The organism is Pseudoduganella sp. SL102, from assembly GCF_027856995.1.
GTDB classification, from domain to species: Bacteria; Pseudomonadota; Gammaproteobacteria; order Burkholderiales; family Burkholderiaceae_D; genus Rugamonas; species Rugamonas albidiflava.
Window position 1 is genome coordinate 5323756 of the sequence record NZ_CP115554.1, and the last position, 26437, is coordinate 5350192.

A 26437-nucleotide genomic window follows, 5' to 3' on the forward strand; every position below is an offset into this window, starting at 1 on the left:
CTCAAAAATAATTTTCCGGGCCCTGGTGTCCAGGGCTTCCACCGCACGCCTGGCGGCGGACTCGGCGCTACAGCGCGCCGAGCTCCCTTGCTTCACCCTGCTTCACTTTCAGAATCACGGTCTTCGCACCCGTGCGCACGCGCACGGTGCCGGACCCGTTGCCCGGTTTCGCCTTGACGGTCGCCGACGTCAACCGCCCGTCGCGCCACGTCATGTCCACTTCATAGCCGCCCCGCCCGCGCAGGCCGGTCACCGAGCCGCTGCGCCACGCCGCGGGCAATGCCGGCAGCAGGTGCAGTTCGCCGTCGTGCGATTGCAGCAGCATTTCGCAGATGGCCGCGGTGACGCCGAAATTGCCGTCGATCTGGAACGGCGGGTGCGCGTCCAGCAGGTTCGGATACATGCCGCCCGCCGTGTTTTCCTCGGTGCCCGGTTTGTGCTCCTGGGCGCGCGCGCCCGGCGTGGCGATCACGCCGCGCAGCATGGCGTGGGCCTTGTTTCCATCGCCCAGGCGAGCCCAGAACGCGGTCTTCCATGCCATCGACCAGCCAGTGCCGGCGTCGCCGCGTGCCGCCAGCGACACGCGGGCCGCCTCGGCCAGCTTCGGCGTGCGCGCCGGGGTGATCTGCCGGCCGGGGAACACGCCGAACAGGTGCGACACGTGGCGGTGGTTGTCGTTCGGCGTGTCGAGCACCGGATCTTTTTTCTCTTCCATCCATTCCAGCAGCTGGCCCCAGCTGCCGATCTTCGGCGCCGCCAGCCGGTCGCGCGTGGCGGCCACCTGCCGGGCAAACGCGGCGTCGGTCTTCAGTTCGCCGGCCGCTTCCACCGTGTTCTGGAACAGGTCCCAGACGATCTGCTGGTCGTAGGCCACGCCGTCTTCCACGGGGCCGTGCTCGGGCGACCAGCCGTTCGGCGCGACCAGCGTGCCATCCGGCAGCTGCTTCAGGTAGTCCAGCCAGAACTGGCTGACTTCCTTCAGCAGCGGGTACGCCACCGTCTTCAGGAACGCCTTGTCGCGGGTGAACGCGTAGTGTTCCCAGAAGTGCTGCGCATACCAGGCGTTGGCCGTCTTGTTCCACTTCCACTGCATGTAGCCGAACGGGTTGGTTTCGGTACGCACGGTCCAGCCGCGCACCGGCTTGCCATCCTTGCGCAGGAAGGTCTCGACAACCTGCCCATCCTCGGCATCGCGCGACGGATTGGCCGCACTTTCCGCCACCAGCCGGCGGTACGACGGCACCATCGATTCGACGAAGCCGAACAGCGGCTGCGCCAGTTCGGACAGGTTGGCCGTTTCCGCCGGCCAGTAGTTCATCTGGATGTTGATGTTGGTGTGGTAATCGGCATTCCACGGCGGCGTGAGGCTGTTGTTCCACAGGCCCTGCAGGTTGGCCGGCAGCGGGCCGCGCGAGCTGCCGATCAGCAGGTAGCGGCCATACTGGAATACCTGGGTCTCCAGTTCGGGATCGTTGCCGTTCTTCGTGTAGGCGGCCAGGCGGCGGTCGGTCGTCAGCGCGCGGCGCTCTTCGGCGATACGCGGCTCCCAGGCCCCGTCCACGTCGAGGCTCAGGCGGCCGAACAGGCTCTTGAAATCGTTTTCCTGTTCAGCCTGCAAAACGGACCATGGGCGTGCCGCGGCGCGGTCCACTTGCGCGGTGACACGCGCCAGCGGATGCGCGCCCTGGAAATCCACGCTGCCATCGCGGACATAGCTGGTGCCGGCGCCCAGCACCAGCGTCAGCGCGTCGACGTTTTCAAAACGTACCGTGTCGCCTTCCATGGCCACCTTGCCGCCTTCGTGCACCACCTGCACCTGCGCGGCGTAGTCCATCTGGTTGCCGGTCAGCGGCTGCTGCGCCGGCGTCCACTGGTTGCCCCGTTCGCGCGGCACCACGAAGCCGGCCAGCGAACCGGTGGCGCGGATGCGGTTGCCGAAGGCGTTGACGTGCGCGCCATGCTGGTCGGTCAGGCGCACCACGCCGGTATGGGCGCCCGGCCTGTCGGCGGTCAGGCGCAGCACGATCACGTCCGCCGGATGGCTGGCGATGGTTTCGCGCTGGTAGCGCACGCCGTTCACGGTGTAGCGCACCGTGTGCAGGCCGCGGGCCAGGTCCAGCGTGCGCGAGTAAGCGGTGGCGGCGGCGTGGGCAGGCAGGTCGACGAAGACATCGCCGAACGGCTGGAACGCGCCCATCGATTTCGCATCGCCCGTCCACAGCGTGATGTCGTTGAACTGCAGGTGTTCGCGGTCCGGCTGGCCGAACACCATCGCGCCGATGCGGCCATTGCCGACCGGCAGGGCCTCGCGCTCCCACCCCTCGGCATTGTCGGTGGCCGGGCGGTCGTAGCGCAGCACCAGGTCGGGCGCCGCCTGCACGGCGGCCGCCACGAACAACATCGCGGTCAACAATATCCGCCTCATTTTGCAATCTCTCCCATCACGATGCCCCGGCCGGCGCTGCTCATGTACACGCGCCCGAATGTATTCATGTCCCCGACGACGAAACCGCCATCGCCCGGACCTCCGTACTGGTGCGCGTCGTCGTTGATGCGCACCCAGTCGGCGCCCTCGTTGATGGAACGCCAGAGGCCGCGCTGGCCGTCGACCGTGCCCCACAGGTAAATGGCCGGGTAAGCGCCATCGCGCCCGGCCTTGCCGAAGCCGATCGCGCCGGCATACGTCACGCCCTTCAGCAGCGAAAACGCGCCGCCGCCATCGACCGAGCGGGCCAGGCCGCCATTCTTCAGTGGCACCCAGACGTCGCCGGCGCGGCCCGGCGCGGCGCGCACCAGGTCCGAGCCGCCCTTCGGCAGCTGCGCCCTGGCGGCGAAGGTGCGGCCGGCGTCGGTACTGACGAGGAACGCACCGTCCTGGTAGGCATAGAAACGCTGCGCGTCGACCGGATCGGCCACCGGGCGCGCGCCAGCGATGCCTTGCGCGGGTGCCCAGCTGTCGCCATCGTCTAGCGATCGGAAAGTCACGCGCGACCTTTCAGGAGAATGCAGCAGCACCTTGCCGTCGGCCGACAGCGCCAGCTGGCCCTTGATGCCGTCGATGCCATTGGCGCCGCGCCCCAGCCGCCACGTGGCGCCGCCATCGCGCGTCACGTAGACCGACTTCCCCACGCGCGCCAGCACCTGCGGCTGCAGCGCCGCGTAGGCCAGGCCGAAGGTGGTGCCCATCTGTGGTTCGTGGATGCGGCCGTACTGTTTCGGGTCCGGGTGGATGAAGCCGTCGTAGTCGCCGATGGTCGACACCAGCGGCGCGCCCGGGCGGCTGACGAGGCCCAGCGGCACCGTTTCTTCCAGTCCCTTCACGTCGAAGCGCCAGGTGACGGTCGCCGCGCCGAGGTCCGATGTCTTGAATACGCCATTGCCGGAGGTGACCCAGGCGGCCTTCGGATCGAATGGATCGAAGACGATCGAACTGGCCCAGTGGATCGCGTGGCCCTTCACCCATGGCACGCCGGCGCGGTCCATCGCGAACCCCCGTGCGACCAGGTCGGTCCACGTGGTGCCGCCGTCCGTCGACAGGTACAGGCGGTCGCCCTTGGCATCGCCCTTTTCCCGGCCTTGCGGCGCATACAGCGAGATGGTCGAGGCCAGCAGGCGGCGCGGATCGTTGCGGTCCACGCTGATGCCGGAGTAGGAGGCTGGCTGTCCCTTCGGTGTCACGTCCTGGCCGGAGCGGGCGGCGATGCCGTACTTGCGGATCGCGCCGCGGTCCATCTTCTCGTCGCCGCGCGGGTGCGGGCCGGCGCCGTTGGCGAACGTCACGTACAGGTGGCCGGCACCGTCGAGCGCGGCGCGCTGCGGCATCAGGCCGTCCGGCGTGGCATCCATCGGCACGAAGGTGGCGCCGCCATCGTCGCTCCTGAAAAGGTTGGTGCCGCCACGCGATACGCCGACGAACAGGCGCTGCGCCGTGCCGCCGGCCTTCACGCTGGCCGGATCGGGGATGACGAAGGCGATGCCGGCGCCGTTCGGCGTGGTGGTCACGTCCAGGCCCGGCAGGCGCTGCCAGGTCGCGCCGAAATCGTCGCTGCGGAACAGGCCGTTGGCGCGCGTGCCCACGTACAGCACATTGCCCGCGCCGGGATCGACGGCCAGGCGTTCGCCGTTGTTGCGGCCCGCGCCATTGCCGTGGGTCTTGAACTGCGCGGTCACGTCGGTGACGGCGAAGGTCTTGCCGTAATCGCGCGAACGCAGGATCGCCGTGCGGCCGCCGTTGTGGTACGCGATGCCGGCCAGCAGGTAGACTTTCGAGGCATCGCGCGGGTCGGCCGCCAGCGCATCCACGCCGAGCAGGCCGGTCTGCTCTTCCGACAGCCAGTCCAGCAGCGGCACCCACCGGTCGCTGGTCCAGCGATAGGCGCCGCCGACGTCGGTGCGCGCATACACCACGCCCCGCTCCGTGGTCGGGATCACCGCCGGCACGAAACCGCCGCCGCCGATCGGCACGCTGTCCCACCGGTAGCCGGTCAGCAGCGGCTGCAGGATCGGGTCCATCGCCTTGCCCCAGATTGCATAGCCGCGCGCGTTGGGGTGCAGCAGGTCCGGCATGATGTCCTTCGACAGCGTGCCCGCCTCGTCGAGGAAGGCGCTGCCGATGTCGGCGAAGAACACGCGGCGGTTGTCGGCGAATGCCGCGATGCGCTGGTTGATGGCGTTGTTGATGCGGCGCGACTGGCTGTCGGCCGCGTCGCGCGGGAACACGCCCAGCAGCAGGATCTTCGCGTTCGGCAGGCGTTGCTGGAGCTCGTCGATGACGCGGCGCAGGCCGGCCGCCGTGGTTGCCGGATCTTCCTGCCGGCTGCCGGTGTTGTTGGTGCCGGCCATCAGCACCGCCACTTTCGGGTCGATGCCATCGACTTCGCCATGCTGCAGGCGCCACAGGATATTCTCCGTGCGGTCGCCGCCGAAGCCCAGGTTGACCGGGTGGTAGCGGGCGTAGCGCCGCGCGAATTCTTCCTTGCCTTCCTTGGCCCAGCCTTCGGTAATCGAATCGCCGATGAACACCAGCTGCGGCGGCGTGCCGGCGGCGCGCAGCTGCGCATTTTCCTTCACCCGCTGCTCGTGGCGCGGCATCCACCAGTCGATGGCCCACGATTCGTTCAGCGGCTCGGCGGTCACGGAGCGCGTGCGGTAGTCGGGGCAGGCGGTATTCGGCGTGCCGGTCTTCAGGATGCGCAGGTTGGCGATGGCCACTTCGCCCTGCCCCGTCGCTTCCACTGAAAACGGTTTCATGACCGATTCAAAAGTATCGCCCTGGCGCTGGAAGCAGCTCAGCGCGAACGACACGCTCTTCCAGCCCTGGCCGGACGCGGCGCGGCCCGGCAGCACGTACGGCACCTTGCGCTCGCAATCCTTGCCGCAATCGAGCTTGAAGTCGATGCCGCCGTTCTTCATCTCGCGCACGTTCAGGTCGAAGGCGACGATGCCCCTGGCGAGGTAGGGGCGCAGGTCCAGGGGGGCGTGTTCGAAGCGCAGGCTGGCATACCAGGTCTTTTGCCATGCCAGCGTGAGGGCATCGCGGCCCGCCACCTTGCCGGCGACGGCGCGCACGACAGCGTCCGGTTGTTTGATCGATTTGGGAACGACGGTGCCGGTGCCGGCCAGCGGCACGCTGTTTTCCGGGTCCGCGACCGTCACTTTCCAGCCGGCGGCCGGGCGGTTCTTGAACAGCGTCAGTGGATCAGGCGTATCCGCTCCGGCGGCCGCCGCATGTGCGGCAGCAACCGCCAGCAGCAGCGCAAGGGAATGGCGCATGGCGTCTCGTCGTTATGGTTTTGGCACCTTACGTGGTGCTGACAGCATTCTGGCGGTGGACGGTTGCACGCATCAATTACGAAATTGACCAGTTGCCCGAACGATATTTCAGCTTTGTAGCGACACTCGGTATACGGTGGTCTGCCGGTACACCTGGCCAGGCCGCAGAATCACGGCCGCGGCGCCCTTGCCGTTGAGCTGGTCGGGATAGGCGCCCGCTTCCAGGCAGAATCCGTCGTGTCGCGAATAAGTCACACCGTGGCGCCCGCGCACGCCCGTCAAGCCATTTCCGCTGTAGAACTGCAGCCCCGCCTCGGTGGTGGCCACGTCCAGCTGGCGCCCCGAACCGGGATCGATGACGCGCGCCACGTTGCGCAGCCGGCCCGGCTCGCGCGGGTCGGATGGCAGGCAATAGCAGTGATCGAAGCCGCCGGCCACGCGGATCTGCGGGTCGGGCCAGCGCATGCGCGGGCCGATCGCGGCCGGCTGCCGGAAATCGAACGGCGTGCCGGCCACCTCGGCGCGGCCCAGCGGAATGCCCAGTTCATCGATGGCCAGGTAATGGTCGGCATCGATGCGCAGCATGTGGTCGCCCACGTCGGCGCTGCCGCCATTCAGGTTGAAGCACGGGTGCGAGCTGAGGTTGACCGGTGTCGGCGCATCGCAGGTGGCCTGGTATTCGATCGACAGGCTGCCGTCGTCGTCGAGCTGGTAGAACACCTGCACGGCCAGCGTGCCGGGGAAACCGCCCTGCCCGTCCGGCGACACGTACGACAGCGCCAGGCCGCCGTGCGCCAGTTCGCCATCCCAGTGCGCCGAAAGGAAGCCCGCGTCGCCGCCATGCAGGTGGTTGCCGCGGTCGTTGACGTCGGCCTGCACCACCCGGCCATCGAGCTTGAAGCGGCCGCGCGCGATGCGGTTGGCCCAGCGGCCGATGATCGCGCCGAACCAGGCATGGCGATGGTGGCGCAGGTATTCGTTCTCGGGATAGCTGAGCAGGATGTCGGCCATGCGGCCGTAGCGGTCCGGCGCCAGCCACGAGACCAGTGCCGCGCCGCGCTCGCTGATCGTCACGCGCATGCCCCAGGCGTTCGTCAGCGTGAATTGCTGGGCCGTGGCGGCGGAGGCGGCGATGGGCGGCATGATGTTCATCCGGGGACGTCGCCGGTGGTTTCGGCGCCGCGCTGGCGTTCCTGCCAGGCGCGCGGCGTGCAGCCCAGTTCGCGCTTGAACACCGAGTGCATGTACTGGCTGGAGGTAAAGCCGCAGCGCACCGCCACGTCGGCCAGGTTGCAGCCGCCGCGGGCCAGGAAGCCGGTGGCCGCCTCCAGGCGCAGGCGCAGGATCTCGTCGTGCACGCTGCGGCCCAGCTCCGCGCGGAAATGCGCTTCCAGCGACGAGCGCGAGATGCCGACATACTCGGCCACCTGGTCGGTCTTGATGCCCTGGCAGGCGTATTGCCGGATGAAGTGGCGCGCGCGCATCACGTGCGGGTGCTTGCCCGCCTCGTGCTTGCTGGAGGCCAGCACGTTGATGCCGGCCGGCGGCACCAGGATGCGCGTGTCGGGCAGGCGCACGCCGTGCAGCATCTGGTCCAGCAGGTGGGCGGCGGTGCGGCCCATTTCCTGGGCGCCCTGGATCACGGAACTCATGGGAATGCGCGTCAGCATGCGCGCCAGCGGATCGTTGTCGATGCCGATCACGGCCACCTGCTCGGGCACCTCGATGCCGGCCAGCGCGCAAGCCTGCATCAGCTGGCGGGCGCGCGCATCCGTCACCGCGATGATGCCGACCGGCTTGGGCAGGCTGTGCAGCCAGGCGATCTGCTGCTCGACGGCCTCGCTCCAGTGCTGCGCGCTGGTGGCGTGGCCGCGGTACACCTCGGGCTGCAGCTTGTCGCGCAACAGCAGCTTGCAATAGGCCTTCTCGCGCTGCTGCGCCCAGCGGTTTTCCTGCGCCTCGGGCAGGCTGAAACAGGCGATGTTGCGCAGGCCCGCCTCGATCAGGTGATCGTAGGCCAGCTTGATCAGCTTGAAATTATCGGTGGCCACGTACGGCACGCCGGCCGGGTAGTCGGCGGCATTCTCGTACGACCCGCCGACGGCCACCAGCGGCACCCGCGTCGACGCGAGCGCGCTGGCCACCAGCGGATCGTCGAAGTCGGCAATGATGCCGTCGCCCTGCCAGCCGTCGATGCCGGCCAGGCGCAGCCGGAAGTCCTCTTCCAGGAACAGGTCCCACGCGGTGCGGGTACTGGCCAGGTAACCGGCGATGCCGGTGATGACTTCACGGTCGAAAATCTTGTTGGCGTTGAAAAGCAGCGCGATGCGGTGCGTCCTCAGCATCTGGTTTGTCTCCCCATGCTCCGTTCGGTGGGCGCCATTGTAATAGTTGAGAGGGCGCAACGGGCGATCGTGTGGCAATTCTGCTCACGGGGGAAGCGGCGGGCAATTATGAAATTCACCGGCGGGCGTTGCGATTCTTGATAACGTTTTCAAGCTCGCGCGGAATTGGACCGGTTGCACGCTGCCCGCGCGAACAGCGTGCAGGAAAACGATCAGCGGCGGCGGCGGCGGGCCAGCATCAGCGTGCCCAGGCCAAGGCCCAGCATCGCGATGGATGCCGGCTCGGGAACAGGGCTTGTGCTGGTGACGAACTTGGTCTCCGGCGTCCAGGTCCAACGGGTAATATGGCCCGACTCGTATCCATGCCATCTGTACTCGTAGAATTCGCCGGTTTTTACCGAGTTATAATGAGCGTTGTGTTCGACACTGACGTTATGGTATGCATCGATCGTCAAGCCTTCGCTGGCGGAATACGAAAAGGCTTTGACGCAGTAGGAGATGAAATAACCGTCCGAATAACTTTCGCAAACGTTCCCGAGGTTGAGCCTGCCGATTTTCAATGACACCAGTTCGTTCTTCGAGTAGGCGCCATCATTGTTCAGATCGTTGGCAACGAAATGCCCTGTCAGGCTCTCATCGGGCTTCAGGACGCCATTGTATGCGTCATAAAATCCCTTGTAGGCGAAGTACAAGGTGTCGGCTGACGCACTTGCGGATACCAGCGCACCGAGGATGCCAGCAAGGATGACTTTCTTCATTTTTGGCCCCGTTTGTGCCAATAGCAATTTATTCTTCACGGCCATTACCTCCTTCTCGCGTCGAGTAAAAGTCCAAAGTCTGGCACGGCTCAAAAAATCTGTTAAGTTAAATTCAATACTGTTGTACGTTGTTCATTTCATATGGCAAGCCATCGGAGCGTTGGCATGGAGACAGGCCGGTCACGCCGCATGGCGCAGCCGCTCCACCAGTTGCGCGTGCAGCGCTTGGTCGCCGCAGGCCAGCACGGTGCCGCCCTGCTGCGCATCGCCGCCGTCCCAGGAAGTGACGATGCCGCCGGCGCCCTCGATGATGGGCATCAGCGCCTGGATATCGAACGGTTTCAGCCCCGCCTCGACGACGGCGTCGATGTGCCCGGCGGCCAGCATGCAGTAGGCATAGCAGTCGGCGCCGAAGCGCACCAGCTGGGCGTCGGCGGCCAGCGCATCCCAGGCGGCGCGCTGGGCGGGCACGCGCAGGATTTCCGGCGCCGTCGTCATTACGCGCGCCGATGCCAGGCTGGCGCAGGGCCGCGTGCGCAGCGGCTCGCCGTTCAGCCAGGCGCCATGCGGCGTGCCCGCGTAGAACTCGCGTGTAAACGGCTGGTACATCGCGCCCACCACGGGCCGGGTGCCGTCGTTCAGCGCGATCAGCGTGCCCCACAGCGGCAAGCCGCAGATGAACGCGCGCGTGCCGTCGACCGGATCGAGCACCCAGTGGTACGGGCTGCTGCCGTGATGGATGCCCTCTTCCTCGCCGACGATGCCGTGCTCCGGATAGCGCGCGCGAATCAGTTCGCGCATGGCCCGCTCGGCCGCCCGGTCGGCGATGGTGACGGGATCGTAGGCGCCCTGCTCCTTGTTTTCCACCTCCAGGCGGGTGCGGAAATGCGGCATGGCCGCGTTGGCGGCGGCATCGGCCAGTTCACGGGCGAACTCCAGGTACTCGGTCATCGGATGGTCCTCTCTGAAAGTTGCTGGTACAGGTAATCGGCCACGCGGCGGGCGCGTGCCGGCAGCGGCCATTCGGCACGGTGGATCAGCCACAGCGTATCGACCACGGGCGCGGCCATGTCGATGACGCGGATCGCTTCCTGCCGCGCGAATGCCCGGCGTGCATGGGTGGGAATGACGGTAAAGCCCAAGCCCCGCGCGACGGGTTCGAGCAGCAGGCCGACCTGGTTGGAAAAGCCGCGCGCCGGCACGGTGGCGATGCCCGGATTGCCGGGGAAGGCGCGGCTCAGCAGGCGCGTCGCCATCGCATGGCCTTCCGGGTGGTCGATGAAGCCCAGCGCCTGCAGGTCGGTCCAGCCGCGCACGCCGGAAGCCGCCGGCACCACCAGCTCCAGCGCTTCCTCGGCGAACGGCGTGGCGGCCAGGCGCGCATCGTCCGGCTTCAGGGCGACGATGCCCATGTCGTAGCGTTTGTCCAGCACCTGGGCCAGCGTTTCCCGGTCGGGCGCGAAGCGGTGGCGGATTGCCAGGCCGGGATGGGCCAGCTGGAAGTCCAGCAGCAGCGGATACAGGAACAGGCCCAGGCTGCCGGGCGTGATCAGCCCCACGTCGCCGCAGCAGGCTTCCTCGTCGGCGATGCGCACGGCCAGGCGCCGGTCGGCTTCCTCGATCTCGGCGCAGTACTGCAACAGCGCGCTGCCGGCCGGCGTCATCTCGATCGCGCGGGGCCGGCGGATCAGCAGGGGCCCGAGCCGGTCTTCCAGCTGGCGCACATGCTGGCTCACGGCGGCCTGCGTGAGCCCCAGCCGTTCCGCGGCGCGGGTGAAGCTGCCGGTGTGGGCCAGCGCGGTAAACGACTGCAGCCATTGCGGCGGATGCATAACAAACTCTAATGGGAGAGATAAGGTGCCATCAGTTTACATGATGCCATGCCGCGCTTACAGTGCTTCCTCCTCATTTTTTCACACACCCATGTCCGCACTCTTCACCGAATTCACCCTCAAAAGCGTCACGCTGCGCAACCGCATCGCGGTACCGCCGATGTGCCAGTACAGCGCCGTCGACGGCTATACCAATGACTGGCACCTGGCCCACTATACGAGCATCGCGCGCGGCGGTGCCGGCCTGGTGATCGTCGAAGCCACCGCTGTCTCGCCGGAAGGCCGCATCACGCCGGGCTGCACCGGCCTGTGGGAAGACGGCCAGGCCGAGGGCATGGCGCGCATCGCCGCCGCCATCAAGGCCGGCGGCGCGGTGCCGGGCATCCAGATCGCCCATGCCGGCCGAAAAGCCAGCGCCAACCGCCCGTGGGAAGGCGACGACCACCTTGCCGAAGGCGACCTGCACGGCTGGCAGACCATCGCGCCCTCGGCGATCGCCTTCGGCGCCAACCTGCCGAAAGTACCGCAGGCGATGACGATCGCCGACATCGAGCGCGTGAAAGCCGACTTCGTGCAGGCCGCGCGGCGCGCCCGCGATGCCGGTTTCCAGTGGCTCGAGCTTCACTTTGCCCACGGCTACCTGGCGCAAAGCTTTTTCTCGGCGCACTCCAACCAGCGTGACGACATCTATGGCGGCAGCGCGGAAAACCGCGGCCGCTTCCTGCTTGAAACGCTGGCCGCCGTGCGCGAGGTATGGCCGGAGAACCTGCCGCTGACGGCCCGCTTCGGCGTCATCGAGTACGACGGCCGCGACGAGGAAACCCTGCTCGAATCGATCGCCCTGACGCGGAAGATGCGTGCCGGCGGGCTGGACCTGCTGAACGTGTCGGTCGGCTTCACGATCCCGAAGACGGCGATCCCGTGGGGCCCGGCCTTCCTGGCGCCGATCGCCGAACGCGTGCGCCGCGAAGCCGGCCTGCCCGTCGCCGCCTCCTGGGGCATCGATGCGCCGGCCAATGCCGACCGCGTCATCGCGGATGGCCAGATGGACCTGGTGATGGTGGGCCGCGCGCTGCTGGCCGATCCGCACTATCCGTACCGCGCGGCGAAGGACCTGGGCCTGGCGCGCCCGTCGTGGGTGCTGCCGGCGCCGTATGCGCACTGGCTGGAACGCTACGCGATGCAGGCCTGATCGCCGCTGGCGGCAGGCGTTGTTCCGGAAAGCGGATCAGGCGAGCGTATCGATGATGCCGCTGGTATAGGAAGCACCGATGACGAACGCTGCGGCGGATGGATTGGCCTTCAGGATCGCCGCCCATTCGCCGCTGTTGGCGAGGCCCCCGGCGCTGTTATCGGTGCCGGTACCGCTGCCGCCGGGCGTTGCCGATGCGGTGCCGGCCTGTGCCAGGGTATTCAGGAGTCCGGCCGGAGAATACAGCTGCGCCGCCGGCGAGCCGCCCAGCGTGGCCACGATGTCGGCCGTCGACGACAGGCTGGTCGCCTTCGCGGCCAGCGCGGCATTGCTGGTGCGGACGACCGTGGTCGTGGTGGGGGTGTAGACGCCGGAAGCGAGCGCGCTGGTTGCGGAGATGGCCATGGCCCCATGCTAGCGCTGAAAATGCCATAAAGCAATATCTCGACGCCAAAAGCCGGGCTGGCACAGCAGGTTTCCCGCTGCGCTACAACATGGCCTGCGGGATCTTCACAACGGATCCCGCGCTGCGCTCAACGCAGTTCGCCGCCGGACGAAGCGCAGTTGAAGCTTCCCTTGTCTTCCAGCTTGACGGCCACGCCGGTGCCCACCGGCCGCGCCCATGCCCAGGCGCCCATCTTCTGGCTGGTGTTCAGGTTGATCACGGTATCCGCGCCGATGGCCCGCGCATCGGCCGCCATCAATGGCAGCAGTTCGTTGACGCTGCCGTAGGTCTGCTTGGAACTGTTGATGTTGCCGAGGACCTTGTGCTTCACCCCTTCCGGCAACGGCGAGCGCAGCATGCATACCTGGCCGACGTGCGGTGCCATTTTGGTGGCTTGCGGATCGGCCAGCTTGACATTGGAACGTGCCGCACAGGCGGCCAGGGTGGCGCAAAGGGCCAGCAGGATGATCTTTTGCACGTCATTTCCTTTCGCAAGATTCGGGTGCCCGCATTATGCAAGGTAGCTGCGGAAGAAAATGTATTGAATTGTCACAAACACAAAATTTTCCTGCCAGGTGCCGGGGTCAATGCGGCACGCCGGTGACCTAGGAGAATGTCGAGGCTTCCGTCCGCGCCTGAATTACACTGCTTCCGTTATCGTTTCCGGGAGCATCCAGTGTCCGACTCCATCGCTGCGTACCTGAACCTGGCAGGCGCCGTCCTGCCCGGCATTGCGCCATCCCTCGACACGCTGGCCCGCCTCCAGCGCGGCCATATCCAGGCCATCCCGTTTGAAAACCTGAATCCGCTTGCCGGTGTGCCGGTGTCGCTGGCGATCCCGGCGCTGCTGGAAAAATTCGCGGCGCGCCGGGGCGGCTACTGCTTCGAGCACAACACGCTGTACCGCCACGCCCTGGCTTCGCTGGGATTCCTGGCCACGCCGCTGCTGGCGCGGGTGCGCATGACCGCGCCGCCGGACGTCGTCACGCCCCGCACGCACATGCTGCTGCTGGTGGAGATCGACGGCGAACGCTTCATTTCCGACACGGGCTTCGGCAAGATGACGCCGACCGCGCCGCTGCGCCTGGTCGCGGACAGCGTGCAGCACACGCCGCACGGGCGCTACCGCCTCGCCAGCCTGGGCGACGAATGGCGGCTGGAAGCGGAGGTCGATGGCGACTGGCTGCACCTGTATGTGTTCGACCTGCGCCCGGCCTACCCGGTGGACTTCGAGATGCCGAACTGGTATGTGTCGACCCACCCCGTCTCCCATTTCACGCGCGACCTGATCGCCGTGCGCACGGTCGACGAGGGCCGGCACGTGCTGCACAACACCCGCTACTCGTTCCAGCCGACGGACCTGCCCGCCGTGCGCCGCGAACTGGTATCGGGCGAAGAGATCGCCGACGTGCTCGAAAATACCTTCGGCCTCGCCGCCAGCGGCGTGCCCGGCCTGGCGGCAAAGCTCGACGGCATCGCCAGGCGGCCGGACTGATGGATGCCTGCTAAGTGTGCAAGTGATGGTCGTGCATGGTTTCACCCCAACGGCGAAGGGCTGGGGTCAGGAAGGAATGCTGGCATGCATGCCAGCATCGTTCCGCAGGCGCGAAGCATGCTTCGCGAAACCCCTGCTTCACCCCGCCGGGGCGTAGCCGGGGTTTCAAGGAGCATGGCTCCTTGCCGGCGTAGCGGTACTGGCCTGCAGGCCAGTACTCCTCCCTGACCCCGGACTTTGCACCGGGGTTGCTTCATGCACGACTGGCGCACCGCCCATCAGAACTTGTAGCTCGCCCCCAGCACAAAGGTCCGCCCCGACTTCACGAACAGCAGCGTGTCCTGCCGCTGCGTATCGTTGTAGTAGCGCGTCGGTTCGTTCGACAGGTTCTGCGCCTCGAACGAGATGCGCAGGTGCGGCGTGACCTGGTACGACGTGCTCATGTCGTACGTGGTGGTGCCGTCCGCGACCAGGTAGTCGTGGCCGTCCACGTTGCCGCGGATGCCCCGGTAGTAGCTGGACCGGTTGGCGCGCGAGACGCGGGCGCTGAACTTCTCGTCGTCGTAGTAGACCGTCAGGTTGTTCGCGCGTGGCGACAGGCCGGTGAAGTTCGTGATCATGAACAGTTCCTCGTTGCCCGGCGTGCGCGGGTTGTCGAGGCGCGTCAGGTACTTGATCTTCGACTTCACGCGCGTCACGTTGGCCATCATGCCGAAGTTCGACCAGGCGCCCGGCAGGAACGAGAACGGCGTCTGCCACGAGAATTCCGCGCCGTTCAGCGGGCCGCCGCTGGTGTTGACCTGGCGGCTGACCGACACCATCGTATCGGGCAGCGTCGGGCAGGCCGGCGTGCCGCCGGTGATCGAGCAGCCGGTCGGCGTCTGCAGCAGGTCGTTCGGGATGCCCAGCGACGCGTAGGTCTCGAGCTGCGAAACGCCCTGGATGAACGACTTCATGTCCTTGCGGAACACGCCCAGGCCGATCATCGCGTCCTTCGCGTAATACCACTCGCCCTGCAGGTCGAAGGTGTTGGCGCGGATCGGATCGAGGTTCGGATTGCCGATCGAGACCGACTGGCCGGTGGTGTTGACAGACACCGATGGCGTCAGCCCCACGTAGTCCGGCCGGGACATCACCTTGCCGGCCGAGAAGCGCAGGAACACGTCGTTCGGCAGGATCGCCGTCAGGTTCAGCGCCGGCAGCCAGTCGCGGTATTTCTTGTAGCCGTAGTTCGGCTGCAGCTTGCCGTTGACGTTGATCAAAGCCATCGAGTTGAGCTTCGTCTCGGCGCCGCGCACGCCCAGGTTGCCGCGGAAGGTCACCGGGCCCACGTCATAGTTGAAGTCCACGCTGGCGAACACCGCGTTGATCTTTTCCTCCACCCAGCGGTTCGATTGCGTCAGGTAGTTGTACTCGGAGCCCGGCACGGCGGCGCAGTGGCACTCGATGTCCCAGGCGGCGCGGAACTTGTCCAGGTCCACCGTGGCCCACGAGGTCGGCACACCGGTGCCGCCCAGGTTCTTGCCGAAGCCGGTGATCTGCTGGGTATAGTCGCCCACCGTGGTGCCCGCCGGCAGCGTCAGGCCATTGCCGCCCGAGCCCAGTTCGAGGTTGCCCCAGCGGTTCTTGCGCGCCGACAGGCCCGTCTTCAGCGTGATGTTGTCGTTCACTTCCCATTCCACGTCGGCCTGCGTGGTCTGCAGCCGGTTGGTGGTCTTCAGGTAGCGGCCCACGAACTGGCCGTGCAGCGTGCCGTTGGTCTCCTGCGGGCCGAACGTGAAGTTGTCGGGATCGGCCACGTCGATGCCGAAATTGATGACCGGTACGTCGCGGTTCCGGCGGAAATCGAACGAGAAGCCATCCACGTTCGGCGCGTCGAACTGCACGGTGGCGCGCATCGGCTCGTCCAGCTTGGAGTCGGACACGCCGTGCATGAAGTTGGCGCGCAGCGTGTCGGTGAAGCGGTGGCCGACCGTGAACACGTGCTGCTTGAAGATGGTCTGGTAGACGTCCACCAGGCCCTCGGTGCGGATGTCGACGTCGTTGAACTTGCCGTACATCCAGCGGCCGTCGCCGTTGAATTCCGCATCCACGATCGAGGTCTGCGGCTTGCCGTTGGCCTGCGCCATGGTGCGCCCGAACGAGATCGCCGAGATGTAGTTGTCGTAGCGGACGTTGTCGAACTTGCCGTACATGAGGTCCAGGTTGACATCCGTATCGGCGTTCGGCTTCCACTGCAGCGCTCCCGTCATGCCCAGGCGTTCGTAGTCGGTCATCGAGCGGCGGAAGCGGGGTATGCGCGGGTGGAACGCGCCGTTGCCGGCGGCCGGATTGGCCACCAGGCCGCCGTAGTCGTCGCGGCGGCCGAACACTTCGTTGTAGGCGGTGGCATCGGTCAACCGGTCGGCGCCGGGGCCGCACGAGGTGGCGGTCACGCCCTTGACCGGGTCGTTGGGCGGCGTCTGCGGGCTCACGCCGACCGGCGAGCAGAAGCCGCCATCGGTGTTGGCCGCCACGATGCTGACGGCCTCGTAGCCCTCTTCCTGCGCGCGCCGCTTGGACCACGCGCCGGAGATCAGCGCGCCGAAGCGGCCGTACGGGGTTTCCCAGCGGTCGGAAATCAGGCCCGTCACGCGCGGCTGCGTCTTCTTGCCCATCTCCCGGTAGGATTCCTGCAAGCCCAGGCTGATGGTGCGGCCCTTGAAGTCGAACGGACGCCCCGTGCGCAGGTCGACGGTGGCGCCCAGCGAGCCCTCTTCCACGGCCGCCTCGGCGGTCTTGCGCACCGACAGGCTGTTGAACAGTTCCGAGGCGAACACGGAAAAGTCGAAGCCGCGGCCCCGGTTCGTGCTGCCGTTGATGTCCGAGGCGCCGGTGGCGGCCACACCTTCGATGCCGTTGATGCGCACCCTGGTGAAGCCGGAATTCAGGCCGCGCACGGTGATCTGCTTGCCCTCGCCGCCGTCGCCCCGTTCCAGCGCCACGCCCGGTACGCGCTGCAGCGACTCGGCCAGGTTGGCATCGGGGAATTTCGAAATGTCCTCGGCCTTGATGACGTCGACGATGCCGTCGGTGTTCTTCTTCGTGTTCAGCGCGCTGTTCAAGCTGGCGCGGAAGCCCGTCACGACGACGGTATTGGTTTCGGCGCCGCTGCCCTGGCTGGCCGGCGGGGCCGAGGAACCGGTGGCCGCCGGCGCGCCGGACTGGCCGCTCGATTGCGCGCCCGGCTGCGCGCTCGCTTGTGTATCGCCCGGCTGCGCGCTCGCTTGTGTATCGCCCGGCTGCGCACTGGCTTGTCTATCGGCTGGTCCCCCAGCCTGCGCAACTGGCTGCTGGTCCGCCGGTGCACTTGCCTGCGCGACCTGTTGTCCATCCAGCTGCCCCGCGTCACCCGTCGCCTGCCGGGCATTGGCGTGGGCGGCTATCGCACACACAGCCAGTGCTGCAAGCGCTATCAACTTCGGTTGCGGTCTTTGCATGTCTCATCCTCTCTTGCGTTGATGTCTCGCGCCCTGAATGTTCATTACCGATTCAAGACACTTGCGAATGCACCAAGCCCGCAGCCGCGGGCCTGGTGTTACTGCGGAATCAGAACTTGTAGCTGAGGCCCAGCACGGCCGAGCGGCCCGAGTGCACGTACAGCAGCGTGTCGTTGCGCTGCGTGTCGCGGCCGTAGCGCAGCGGCTCGTCGGTCAGGTTCTGGCCTTCGAGCGAGATGCGCAGGTTCGGCGTCAGCTGGTACGAGACGCTGGCGTCGATATTGGTCGAGCCGTCGACGGTCGTGAAGTCGTGGCCCTGCACGTCGCCCAGCACGGCCAGCAGGTACGAGGAGCGGTGCGCCTTCGATACCCGTGCCGAGAACTTCTCGTCCTCGTAGAAGAACGTCAGGTTGTGCGCGCGCGGCGACAGGCCCGTGAAGTTGGCGCGCACGCTCAGCAGCTCGTTCGCGTCGGTGCGCGGATTGTCGACCCGCGTGATGTAGGTGATCTTCGACTTCACGTGCGTGTAGTTGGCCAGCAGGCCGAAGTTCTTCCACACGCCGGGCAGGAAGGTAAACGGCGCCTGCAGGTTGAACTCCAGGCCGTTCAGGGGTCCACCCGGCGTGTTGACCTTGCGGCTCACCACCACCGAATCGGTCGGCGAGGTCGGGCAGCCCGGCGTGCCGCCGGTGATCGAGCAGCCGTTGAAGACCAGCAGGTCGTTCGGCAGGCCCAGCGTGTTGTAGACGGCGCGCTCGGAGACGGTCTGGATGAAGCTGTCGATCTCCTTGCGGAACACGCCCAGCGACACCATCGCGTTCTTGGCGTAGTACCACTCGGCCTGCAGGTCGTAGGTCTTGGCGCGGATCGGATCGAGGTTGCCGTTGCCGATACCGACGGTGCCGGACTGGCCGGACACGGTGGCCGATGGCGCCAGGTCCACGTACTCCGGGCGCGACAGCGTCTTGCCGGCGGAGAAGCGCAGGAACACGTCCTTCGGCAGCTGCGCCGTCAGGTTGAATGCCGGCAGCCAGTCGCGGTACTTCTTCGTGACGATGTTCGGCTGCAGCTGGCCGTTGACGTTGATGAGCGCCATCGACGTGGCCTTCGTTTCGGCGCCGCGCACGCCCACGTTGCCGCGCCAGCCGATGCCGAACAGGTCGTAGTTGAAGTCGACCATGCCGTACAGCGCATCGATCTTTTCCTCGACGGCGCGGTTGGCCTGCGTCAGGTAGGCGTACTGCGAACCGGGCACCGCGTCGCAGTGGCACTCGATGTCGTAGATGGCGCGCAGCTTGTCCAGGTCCACCGCCGCCCACGACGACGGCACGGCGGCGCCCAGGCCCTTGCCGAAGCCGGACACCTGTTGCGAGATGTCGGCCAGCGTCACGCCGGCCGGCAGGGCCAGGCCGTTGCCGCCCGAGCCGATCTCCACGTTGCTCCACGTGTTCTTGCGGTTCGAATAGCCGCCGCTCAGCGTCAGGTTGTCGTTCAGCTCGAATGCGCCATTGAGTTCCGTGGTCTTCAGCTTGTTGCGGGTGTTCAGGTAGCGGCCCACGAACTGGCCATGCAGCGTGCCGTCCGCTTCCTGCGGGCCGAACGTGAAGCTGTTCGGGTTCGACACATCGATGCCGAAGTTCAGTGCCGGCACGTTGCGGTTGCCCCGGAAGTCGTACGAGAAGCCATCCACGTTCGGCGAGTCGAACTGCACGGTGGCGCGCATCGGCTCATCGAGCTCGGAGTTCGAGGTACCGTGCAGGAAATTGACCTTGAAGCGGTCGCTGAAGCGGTGGCCGCCCGAGAACACGTACTGCTTGAAGGTCGTGGTGTACACGTCGAGCAGGCCTTCGCTGCGGATATCCACGCCGTTGAACTTGCCGTAGTCCCAGCTGCCGTTCTCGTCGAAGTGCGATTCCACGATCGAGGTCTGCGGCTTGCCGTTGGCGGTCTGCAGCGTGCGGCCGAACGAGATCGCCGAGATGTAGTTGTCGTAGCGGCGGTTCTCGAACTTGCCGTACATGAGGTCGAGGTTGACATCGGTGTCCGCCGACGGACGCCATTGCAGCGCGCCGGTCAGGCCGGTGCGCTCGTAGTCCGTCATCGAGCGGCGGTAGCGCGGAATGCGCGGATGGAACGCGCCGGAACCGGCCGCCGGGCTGGCGATGGTGCCGCCGTTGCTGTCGGTGCGGCCCATCACGTCGTTCCATGCCGCCAGGTTCGAGGTGCGCGGTTCGCCGAAGCCGCAGTTGGCGGCATCGATGCCCTTCACCGCGTTGCTGGCGGGGTTTTGCGGCGCCACGCCGGCCGGCGAGCAGAAGCCGCCGTCGGCATTGGCCGACAGCAGGTCCACCGCTTCATAGCCCTCTTCCAGCGCGCGGCGCTTCGACCATGCACCGGAGACCAGCGCGCCCACCTTGCCGTACGGCGTTTCCCAGCGGTCCGACAGCAGGGCCGTCACGCGCGGCTGGGTTTTCTTCGACAGGTCGTTGTAGTACTCCTGCACGCCCACGCTGGCGGTACGGCCCTTGAAATCGAACGGGCGCCCGGTGCGCAGGTCGACGGTGGCGCCCAGCGAACCTTCCTCGACGGCCGCCTCGGAAGTCTTCCGGACTTCCAGGCTGTTGAACAGTTCCGATGCGAACACGGAAAAATCGAAGCCGCGGCCGCGGTTGGTGCTGCCGTTGATGTCCGACGAACCGGTGGCCGCCACGCCTTCGATACCGTTGATGCGCACCCTGGTGAAGCCGGCGTTCAGGCCGCGCACCGTGATCTGCTTGCCCTCGCCGCCATCGCCGCGCGCCAGTGCCACGCCGGGCACGCGCTGCAGCGACTCGGCCAGGTTCGCGTCGGGGAACTTGGCGATATCCTCGGCCTTGATCACGTCGACGATGCCGTCGGAATTCTTCTTGGTATTCAATGCGCTGTTCAGGCTTGCGCGGAACCCCGTCACGACGACGACGTTCGGGTCTTGTCCTTCCTGCTGTGCGCCCTGTTGGGCGTTCTGTTGTGCGGCTGGTGCCGGCTGTACCGGTTGTTCCTGCGCCGCTGCCTGCGCCGCCAGCGTGGCGATCGCCAACGCCAGGCTCGTCAACCGCGCGGCCGGCAACGCGCGGTTCCCCATGTGCTTCGTGGACTTCATACCGTCTCCTCGCTTTTCTGCTCGTTTTTTTAACCACGCTCCGTTTGCCGGAGTCCATGCGATCTTAGGACGAGATCATTTGCCGAGGGGATGCGTGCAGCAATCACTCACACAGTTGAGCCGTTATGGCGGGATTCGGTGCAAAAGCTGACGATGCTGTGTGCTTTGAACAACGCCGGTTTCCTCTTGCGCAGCGCGGCATCGCTGCTTACAGTGTCGCCTGCCGCCGGCACCGCCGGACACCAATGAATCGAGGAGAGCACTTTGAAGACACCGCACCTGCCCGCCCGGCGCCGCCTCATTTCCGCGACGCTGGCCGCCGCTGTCGCCATGGCCGCGCTGGCCGGAATGCCGCTGGCGCACGGCGCGCCCGCGGCGGGCCAGGACTGGATCGCCACCTGGGGCACGGCGCCGGCCGACGCGCCGCCGAAGACGCCGCAGACGTTCACGAACCAGACGGTCAGGATGATCGTGCACACCAGTATCGGCGGCAGCCGGGTGCGCGTGCGCCTGTCCAACGAACTGGGTGCCGGGCCGCTGCGCATCGGCGCGGCCCATGTGGCCTTGCGCGCACAGGGCGCGGATATCGCCGCCACGTCGAACCGCGCGCTGACGTTCGGCGGCCGCCCGTCCGTGGTGATACCACCGGGTGCGCCGGTGCTGTCCGATCCGGTCGACCTGGCGGTGCCGGCCCAGGCCGACCTGGCGGTGAGCCTGCACCTGCCGGACCAGGCGCAGGCCACGACGGTGCACAGCAATGCGTTCCAGACCAGCTATGTGTCGGGGCCGGGCAACTTCGCCGGCGCGGCGGCGTTTCCGACGCGCGGCACGATCACCTCGTGGCCCTTCCTGACGGCGGTGGACGTGACGGCGGCCGGGGCCGGGACGATCGTCGCGCTGGGCGATTCGATCACCGACGGTTCCAACACCACGGCGGACAGCAACCGCCGCTGGCCGGACGTGCTGGCGCGGCGGCTGCAGGCGGAACGGCCCGATGTGCGGTTCGGTATCGTCAACCGTGGCATCGGCGGCAACCGGCTGCTGCGCGATCCAGGCGAGTGGCCGCCGTTCGGCCGTGCCGTGCTGGCGCGCTTCGACCGCGACGTGCTGGCCACCGCGGGCGTGCGCCACGTGGTGCTCCTGGTCGGCATCAACGATATCGGCCACCCCGGCACCGGTGGCATGCCGGCCAGCGACGGCCCCACGGCGGACGACCTGATCGCCGGCTACCGGCAAGCGATCGCGCGGGCGCGCACGCACGGCATCGCCGTCCACGGCGCCACGCTGACGCCGTTCGAAGGCACGACCTTCGCCGGCTATTACACCGCGCAGAAGGACGCGGTGCGCCAGGCCGTCAACCGGTGGATCCGGGAAAGCGGCGAGTTCGATTCCGTGATCGATTTCGACCGGGCCCTGCGCGACCCTGCACAGCCATCCCGGCTGCTGGCGAAGTACGACAGCGGCGATCACCTGCATCCGAACGATGCCGGCATGGCCGCGATGGCCGCCGCGGTGCCGCTGGAATTGTTCAGCCGCGCTGCTGCCGCGCCGCGCTGACAGTCGCTGGACCGGCTACCGCCGCGCTGATCGCAGGGGAACCCCGCCCGGACTGCCCATGGCCGGGCTCAGGCAAACGGCCGCACGGCCGTGAGCGGCGTGGCGTTTTCCGCGCTGCCGGGCGGATCGGTTTCGTCGAGGGTGCCTTCGATGCCATCCCAGACCTGCACCAGCGCGGCCCAGCAGGCCAGCGCCGGGTCCGTGCGCGTGACCAGTTGCGCTACCGCGGTATCGCTGCTCAACTTTACATACCCTGCGTCCATGCGTCCTCCCGTGTTCAGGCACAGGGTGGACCGTTCGCGGCTTGCCGTCCGTTAGCTGGCGCACACGGTGACGGGATTCAACGGAACCGGACCAGGCCTCGATGCCGCTTAGTGAAGTATTCGCCAAGACATTGAAAGCGCATGCATTCACCCCAACAGCGAAGGGCTGGGGTCAGACCCGGCGGGTCTGACCCCGGAATTTGCACCTGGGGTGGGCTTATTCAAGCGGCATGAGGACCAGGCCCGGTTCCGGCGACGGATGGGCTTAGCGGCGCGCGTCCTGCGGCGTGGCCACTAATTCCAGCGGTACGCCGCCCCGCGCGGTGCGCAGGTTGACCAGGCGCACGGGTTCCAGTGCGTTCCCCTTCTTGCCGTCGGTGGTGACCGCCAGCGCGATCGTGTTGCGCCCGTTCGGATTCAGGATGCCTGGCGGGATGACGAAGGTGCGCTGCGGGCCGATGTGGGCGATGAACTGGCCCATGTTCCAGCCGTTCACGAAGATCAGCGCGCGGTTCTCGCGCTCCGAACGGGGTGTCGACGTATCGCCGAACGCCAGGCCCAGCTGCACGTCGTGCGCCTTCGGCAAATCGAGGTCGAAGCTGGTCTTCAGCCAGTACGTACCGGCCGCAGGCGGCGCATCGGTCGGTTTCGCGGCCGTCCAGCCGGCGGCGGTGCTTCCGGCCGAGGGCAGATGCCAGCCCTCGCGCTCGCCATGCAGGCCGCCATTGTTCAGCGGGCCGCGCGCCACGTCGGCCAGCGTTTCGCCGCCGCGGCGGCCCTGGATGCGCCACGCGATCGGCACGGCGAAGCGCTTGCCGCCCTTCGCGGTCAGCGATGCCGAAATCAGGCCGCGTGCCTCGCGGTGGTAATCGTCGGCCATCAGGTTCCAGTTGTGCGAATTGTTGCGCACCATGACGGCGATCACGTGCTTGCCCGGCTTCAGCGCATTTGCCCCCTCCAGGGCCAGTTTCACGCTGTCGGTGGTTTCCGGGAACGAGCGGCCCGTATCCATCTCGTGCTGGCCGACGAAGCGGCCGTCGATCCATACCTGCACCATGCCCGCGCCGCCGGCACCGTAGAACAGTTCCAGCTGATTTGTCCGTGGATCGGTAACGTCCACATGGCCGGGGTACCACACGTCGCCATGATGGAAGCCGTAGTCGCTCATCGCCAGCGTGGGCTGGCCGCGCTCGGGCATGGTCCACGTCTGCGCCGCCGAGGCGCGGCTGTCCGCCTTGACCCACGCCGAGTCGTCGAAGCCCGGCTGCGCTTCGGGGCTGCCGGCGCGGCGCATCCACGGCAGCGCCGCCAGGTCGGGCAGCCTGACGGCGGCCGGGCCGGCCACGGGATGCGACTTGAAGCTGCCATCCGGCTGCGCGCTCAGCGACAAGGCCTCGCCGTTGAACGACGCGGCATCGAACTTCGGCCCCCAGATCTCGATCGCGCTGGCGGCGGTGGTGTCGCCCGTCAGTGCCAGCTTGCCGCCGGCCAGCGTGGCGCTCCGCACCATCGCCGGCGTCAGTTGCAGCACCTGGCCGGCCGGGGTCTTCTGCGTCCAGAACTGCTGGCTGGTCTTTTCATCGGCCAGCAGCAGCAGCAGCGGGGTGCGGCCGCCACCGCTGATGCGCACGCGCGCCAGGCCGTCGTGCGTGTAGCTCAGCTTCAGGTCGCCCTTTGCCGCATCGAAGCTCGACGCCACCTTGCCGACCAGGACTTCCACCTTCGGCGCGCTGGTGAAGCGCAGCACCGTTTCGCCGGCTTCGCCGCCACGGCCGTGCAGCAGCGCGATATCGCGTTCTCCGTTGTTGAAGTGCGTCTGCAGTTCGGAGCTCGAATACACCAGGTGCTGCCGCTCCAGCGGATAGGCGGCCAGCAGCATCTTGGCATCCTGGCCGTTCAGGCGCAGCGGCACGCGGTAGCTGCCATCCCGCGTAGCCAGGTCGAAGGTGAAGCTGTCGTCGGTCAGCAGGTCGGACGGGCTGTGCACCGCCAGCAGCACGTGCGCGCCCAGCTTCGGATTGACGTTGTGGTAGACCTTGACCCGGTCCGACGACGTGGCGATGGCCGGGCCCTTGTCCATCTGCGCCAGGGCCTGTTCCGCCGCCTGCACCATCATGCCCTGCTGCTTCAGCGCCAGCGCCTTCGGCCGCAGGCCGCGGTCTTCCGAGATCGGCGCGCCGTAGTCGTAGGAGGTGTACACCACCGGCCCCGCCAGCCAGCCCCACGAGGTGCCGCCGAACGTCATGTAGACGTTGTGGATGGTGATCCGGTTGATCAGGTTGGTGCCGTAGAACACCCGCTGGAAGCCCTTGCCCTGGCGCTCGGCGGTGCACTCGTAGGTGCCGTTCGAGCCCCAGTAGTCGAACCAGCCGGCGCCCAATTCGGCCGCGAACCCCGGCGTCTTCGGCGAAGTGAGTGCGCCGGCCTTCGGCCCCGGCTGCGCATAGATGCCCCAGTCCGGCGCCTTGTTCGGACCGGACGGATCGGCAAACACGTTGCAGCTGCCGCCCGGGTAGCCGTCGAACGCGTAGATGTCGGTCGGGCCCTTGTTGGCCCACGGCGCCGCGGAATCCTTCGGCGCCCAGTCGGGCAGGCGGCCGGCCGCGTTGTGGAAGAACGGCACCGTGATGCCGTCGGCGCGGGCCTTCTTCGCCAGGTGCTCCATCTGCCGCACGTGCTTCGGTTCCACCTTGCCCAGTTCGTTTTCCAGCTGGTAGGCGATGATGTTGCCGCCGCCGGTGGTGATCTGGTGGCGCGCGATGATCGCGTTAATCTGCGTCATCCATTCGTCGGCCGCGGCCAGGTAGGCGGGATCGTCGGTGCGCGCCTCGCCGCGGTTGCGGAACATCCAGCCCGGATAGCCTCCGCCGGTCAGCTCCGCGTTCACGTACGGGCCGGTGCGGGCGATGATGTACATGCCCTCTTCCTCGGCGATCTCGATCGCCCGCTCCACGTTGCGGATGCCGTTGAAGTCGTACACGCCCGGCGCCGGCGAGTGGTAGCCCCAGTCGAAGTAGAAGGCGATGCCGTTGAAGCCGACCGCCTTCATCTTCTGGATCACGTCGCGCCACAGCGAGGGGCTGGGCAGCCGGAACGGGTGCACTTCGCCGGACCAGACGACGATGCGCTTGCCGTCGACCATCAGCGAATGCTCGTCCCACGACACTTTTTTCGGCTGGCCTTTCGGCTTCGTGGCCGCCGCGAACGCCTTGCGTTCTTCCGGGATCACCGATGCGTTGCCGACCATGCCGGACACGCCGCCCACCTGCGCCTTCGGCGACCAGGTGCGCAGGTCGCGGCTGTCCGCATACCAGTACTGCAGGCCGCCGGCATCGGCGAAATAGGCGCGCCAGGTGCCGTCGGCCAGTTTCACCAATGACTGCCCGCCGGACGATGCGCCCGGGCCGCCACCCTGCTGCACGGCCCACGGCCCCGCCAGCGTCTTCGCGGTGGCCACTTCCAGCGCGCCGCTCGAAGCATTGCGCACCAGCGCCGTGTAGCCGCCTTCGGTGGCGACGATCGACGCGCCGCCCGCGGGGCCTTGCACGGCCTGTGGCGCCGACCAGGTGGTAAAGCCGGCATCCGGCGCGACGATGTAGGTTGCCGTGCCGGCCGCCACCACCACTTTGAGCGCGCCGTCCGCATCGCGCACCCAGCGTGGCGCCGACGGCTTCGCTCCGCCGGCCAGTGCCAGCGGGGCCGTGCGCACGGTTTCCCACTTCTTCAGGTCGAGCGAACGGGCGATGCCCAGGCTGCCGCCGTGCGCGTAGACGGCATAGTACTGGCCTTCGTGCCGCACGATCGATGGATCGGCCAGCGCCGCGCCGCCCGGCGCATGCGCCTCCGAAGCGAGCGTGGTGAACGTCACGCCATCGCTGGACGAGTACACGCTGAATTTCCCATCCGCCGACAGCGGCACCGCCGTCATCAGGAACACCGGCGCGTTGGCGCCGGCATTGGCCTGCGCCTGGCGCTGCTGCATGTCGGACGCCTGCGGAATGCCCAGTTCCTGGGCGCCCGCGTGCAATGCCAGCACGGCGAGGCTCAATTGGACAAGGCGGGGCAGGCTGCGGCGACGGAACGAGGCGGGAATCTTGGGCATCGGGACAGGTTGGCTAAGGGTTCGGACAGTGGCAGATCATAAAGCCTTTTGCCTGTGC

16 protein-coding genes are annotated in these 26437 nt (G+C 67.3%); 3 read left to right on the forward strand and 13 right to left on the reverse strand.

Annotated elements, in window-relative coordinates:
• Nucleotides 1-67: 67 nt before the first annotated feature.
• The 7 genes from OU994_RS22395 to OU994_RS22425 form a co-directional block, all read right to left on the reverse strand.
• Nucleotides 68-2401 (reverse strand): glycoside hydrolase family 95 protein, encoded by a 2334-nt coding sequence (locus OU994_RS22395; RefSeq protein ID WP_281611689.1) that lies wholly within the window; start codon nucleotides 2399-2401, stop codon nucleotides 68-70.
• 20 nt (nucleotides 2402-2421) lie between these two features.
• Nucleotides 2422-5772 carry a GDSL-type esterase/lipase family protein gene (locus OU994_RS22400; RefSeq protein ID WP_281607738.1) on the reverse strand — a complete coding sequence of 1117 codons (3351 nt, stop codon included), beginning with the start codon at nucleotides 5770-5772 and terminating at the stop codon, nucleotides 2422-2424.
• Nucleotides 5773-5880: 108 nt separating this feature from the next.
• Nucleotides 5881-6915 (reverse strand): aldose epimerase family protein, encoded by a 1035-nt coding sequence (locus OU994_RS22405; RefSeq protein WP_281607739.1) that lies wholly within the window; start codon nucleotides 6913-6915, stop codon nucleotides 5881-5883.
• Nucleotides 6916-6920: 5 nt separating this feature from the next.
• Nucleotides 6921-8117 (reverse strand): DNA-binding transcriptional regulator, encoded by a 1197-nt coding sequence (locus OU994_RS22410; RefSeq protein WP_281607740.1) that lies wholly within the window; start codon nucleotides 8115-8117, stop codon nucleotides 6921-6923.
• Nucleotides 8118-8329: 212 nt separating this feature from the next.
• On the reverse strand, nucleotides 8330-8920 hold the full coding sequence (locus OU994_RS22415) for a PEP-CTERM sorting domain-containing protein (protein ID WP_281607741.1): 591 nt from the start codon (nucleotides 8918-8920) through the stop codon (nucleotides 8330-8332).
• Between the two features lie 135 nt (nucleotides 8921-9055).
• Entirely contained in the window at nucleotides 9056-9826 is a 771-nt protein-coding gene (gene hisN / locus OU994_RS22420; protein WP_281607742.1) for a histidinol-phosphatase, read from the reverse strand.
• A complete protein-coding gene (locus OU994_RS22425; RefSeq protein ID WP_281607743.1) occupies nucleotides 9823-10707 on the reverse strand; it encodes a LysR family transcriptional regulator in 885 nt (294 codons plus the stop codon). The genes hisN and OU994_RS22425 overlap by 4 nt, the downstream gene beginning before the upstream one ends.
• Before the next feature lie 91 nt (nucleotides 10708-10798).
• Between OU994_RS22425 and OU994_RS22430 the strand changes: the two genes are divergently transcribed.
• Nucleotides 10799-11899 (forward strand): NADH:flavin oxidoreductase/NADH oxidase, encoded by a 1101-nt coding sequence (locus OU994_RS22430; protein ID WP_281607744.1) that lies wholly within the window; start codon nucleotides 10799-10801, stop codon nucleotides 11897-11899.
• Between the two features lie 36 nt (nucleotides 11900-11935).
• On the opposite strand, the gene OU994_RS22435 is transcribed toward OU994_RS22430, so the two are convergent.
• Entirely contained in the window at nucleotides 11936-12304 is a 369-nt protein-coding gene (locus OU994_RS22435; RefSeq protein ID WP_281607745.1) for a hypothetical protein, read from the reverse strand.
• A gap of 128 nt (nucleotides 12305-12432) precedes the next feature.
• Nucleotides 12433-12822 (reverse strand): hypothetical protein, encoded by a 390-nt coding sequence (locus OU994_RS22440; protein WP_281607746.1) that lies wholly within the window; start codon nucleotides 12820-12822, stop codon nucleotides 12433-12435.
• A 198-nt stretch (nucleotides 12823-13020) separates the two neighbouring features.
• Between OU994_RS22440 and OU994_RS22445 the strand changes: the two genes are divergently transcribed.
• Complete coding sequence (locus OU994_RS22445; protein ID WP_281607747.1) at nucleotides 13021-13839, forward strand: arylamine N-acetyltransferase; 819 nt, start codon at nucleotides 13021-13023, stop codon at nucleotides 13837-13839.
• A gap of 278 nt (nucleotides 13840-14117) precedes the next feature.
• On the opposite strand, the gene OU994_RS22450 is transcribed toward OU994_RS22445, so the two are convergent.
• Together OU994_RS22450 and OU994_RS22455 are read right to left on the reverse strand one after the other, a co-directional pair.
• Entirely contained in the window at nucleotides 14118-17318 is a 3201-nt protein-coding gene (locus OU994_RS22450) for a TonB-dependent receptor (protein WP_281607748.1), read from the reverse strand.
• Between the two features lie 109 nt (nucleotides 17319-17427).
• Entirely contained in the window at nucleotides 17428-20457 is a 3030-nt protein-coding gene (locus tag OU994_RS22455) for a TonB-dependent receptor (RefSeq protein ID WP_281607749.1), read from the reverse strand.
• Between the two features lie 264 nt (nucleotides 20458-20721).
• Between OU994_RS22455 and OU994_RS22460 the strand changes: the two genes are divergently transcribed.
• Nucleotides 20722-22014: an SGNH/GDSL hydrolase family protein gene (locus OU994_RS22460; RefSeq protein ID WP_281607750.1), complete on the forward strand. Its 1293-nt coding sequence runs from the start codon at nucleotides 20722-20724 to the stop codon at nucleotides 22012-22014.
• A 68-nt stretch (nucleotides 22015-22082) separates the two neighbouring features.
• On the opposite strand, the gene OU994_RS22465 is transcribed toward OU994_RS22460, so the two are convergent.
• A complete protein-coding gene (locus tag OU994_RS22465; RefSeq protein WP_165497595.1) occupies nucleotides 22083-22256 on the reverse strand; it encodes a hypothetical protein in 174 nt (57 codons plus the stop codon).
• A 286-nt stretch (nucleotides 22257-22542) separates the two neighbouring features.
• Entirely contained in the window at nucleotides 22543-26379 is a 3837-nt protein-coding gene (locus tag OU994_RS22470) for a beta-galactosidase (RefSeq protein ID WP_281607751.1), read from the reverse strand.
• Between the last annotated feature and the right edge of the window lie 58 nt (nucleotides 26380-26437).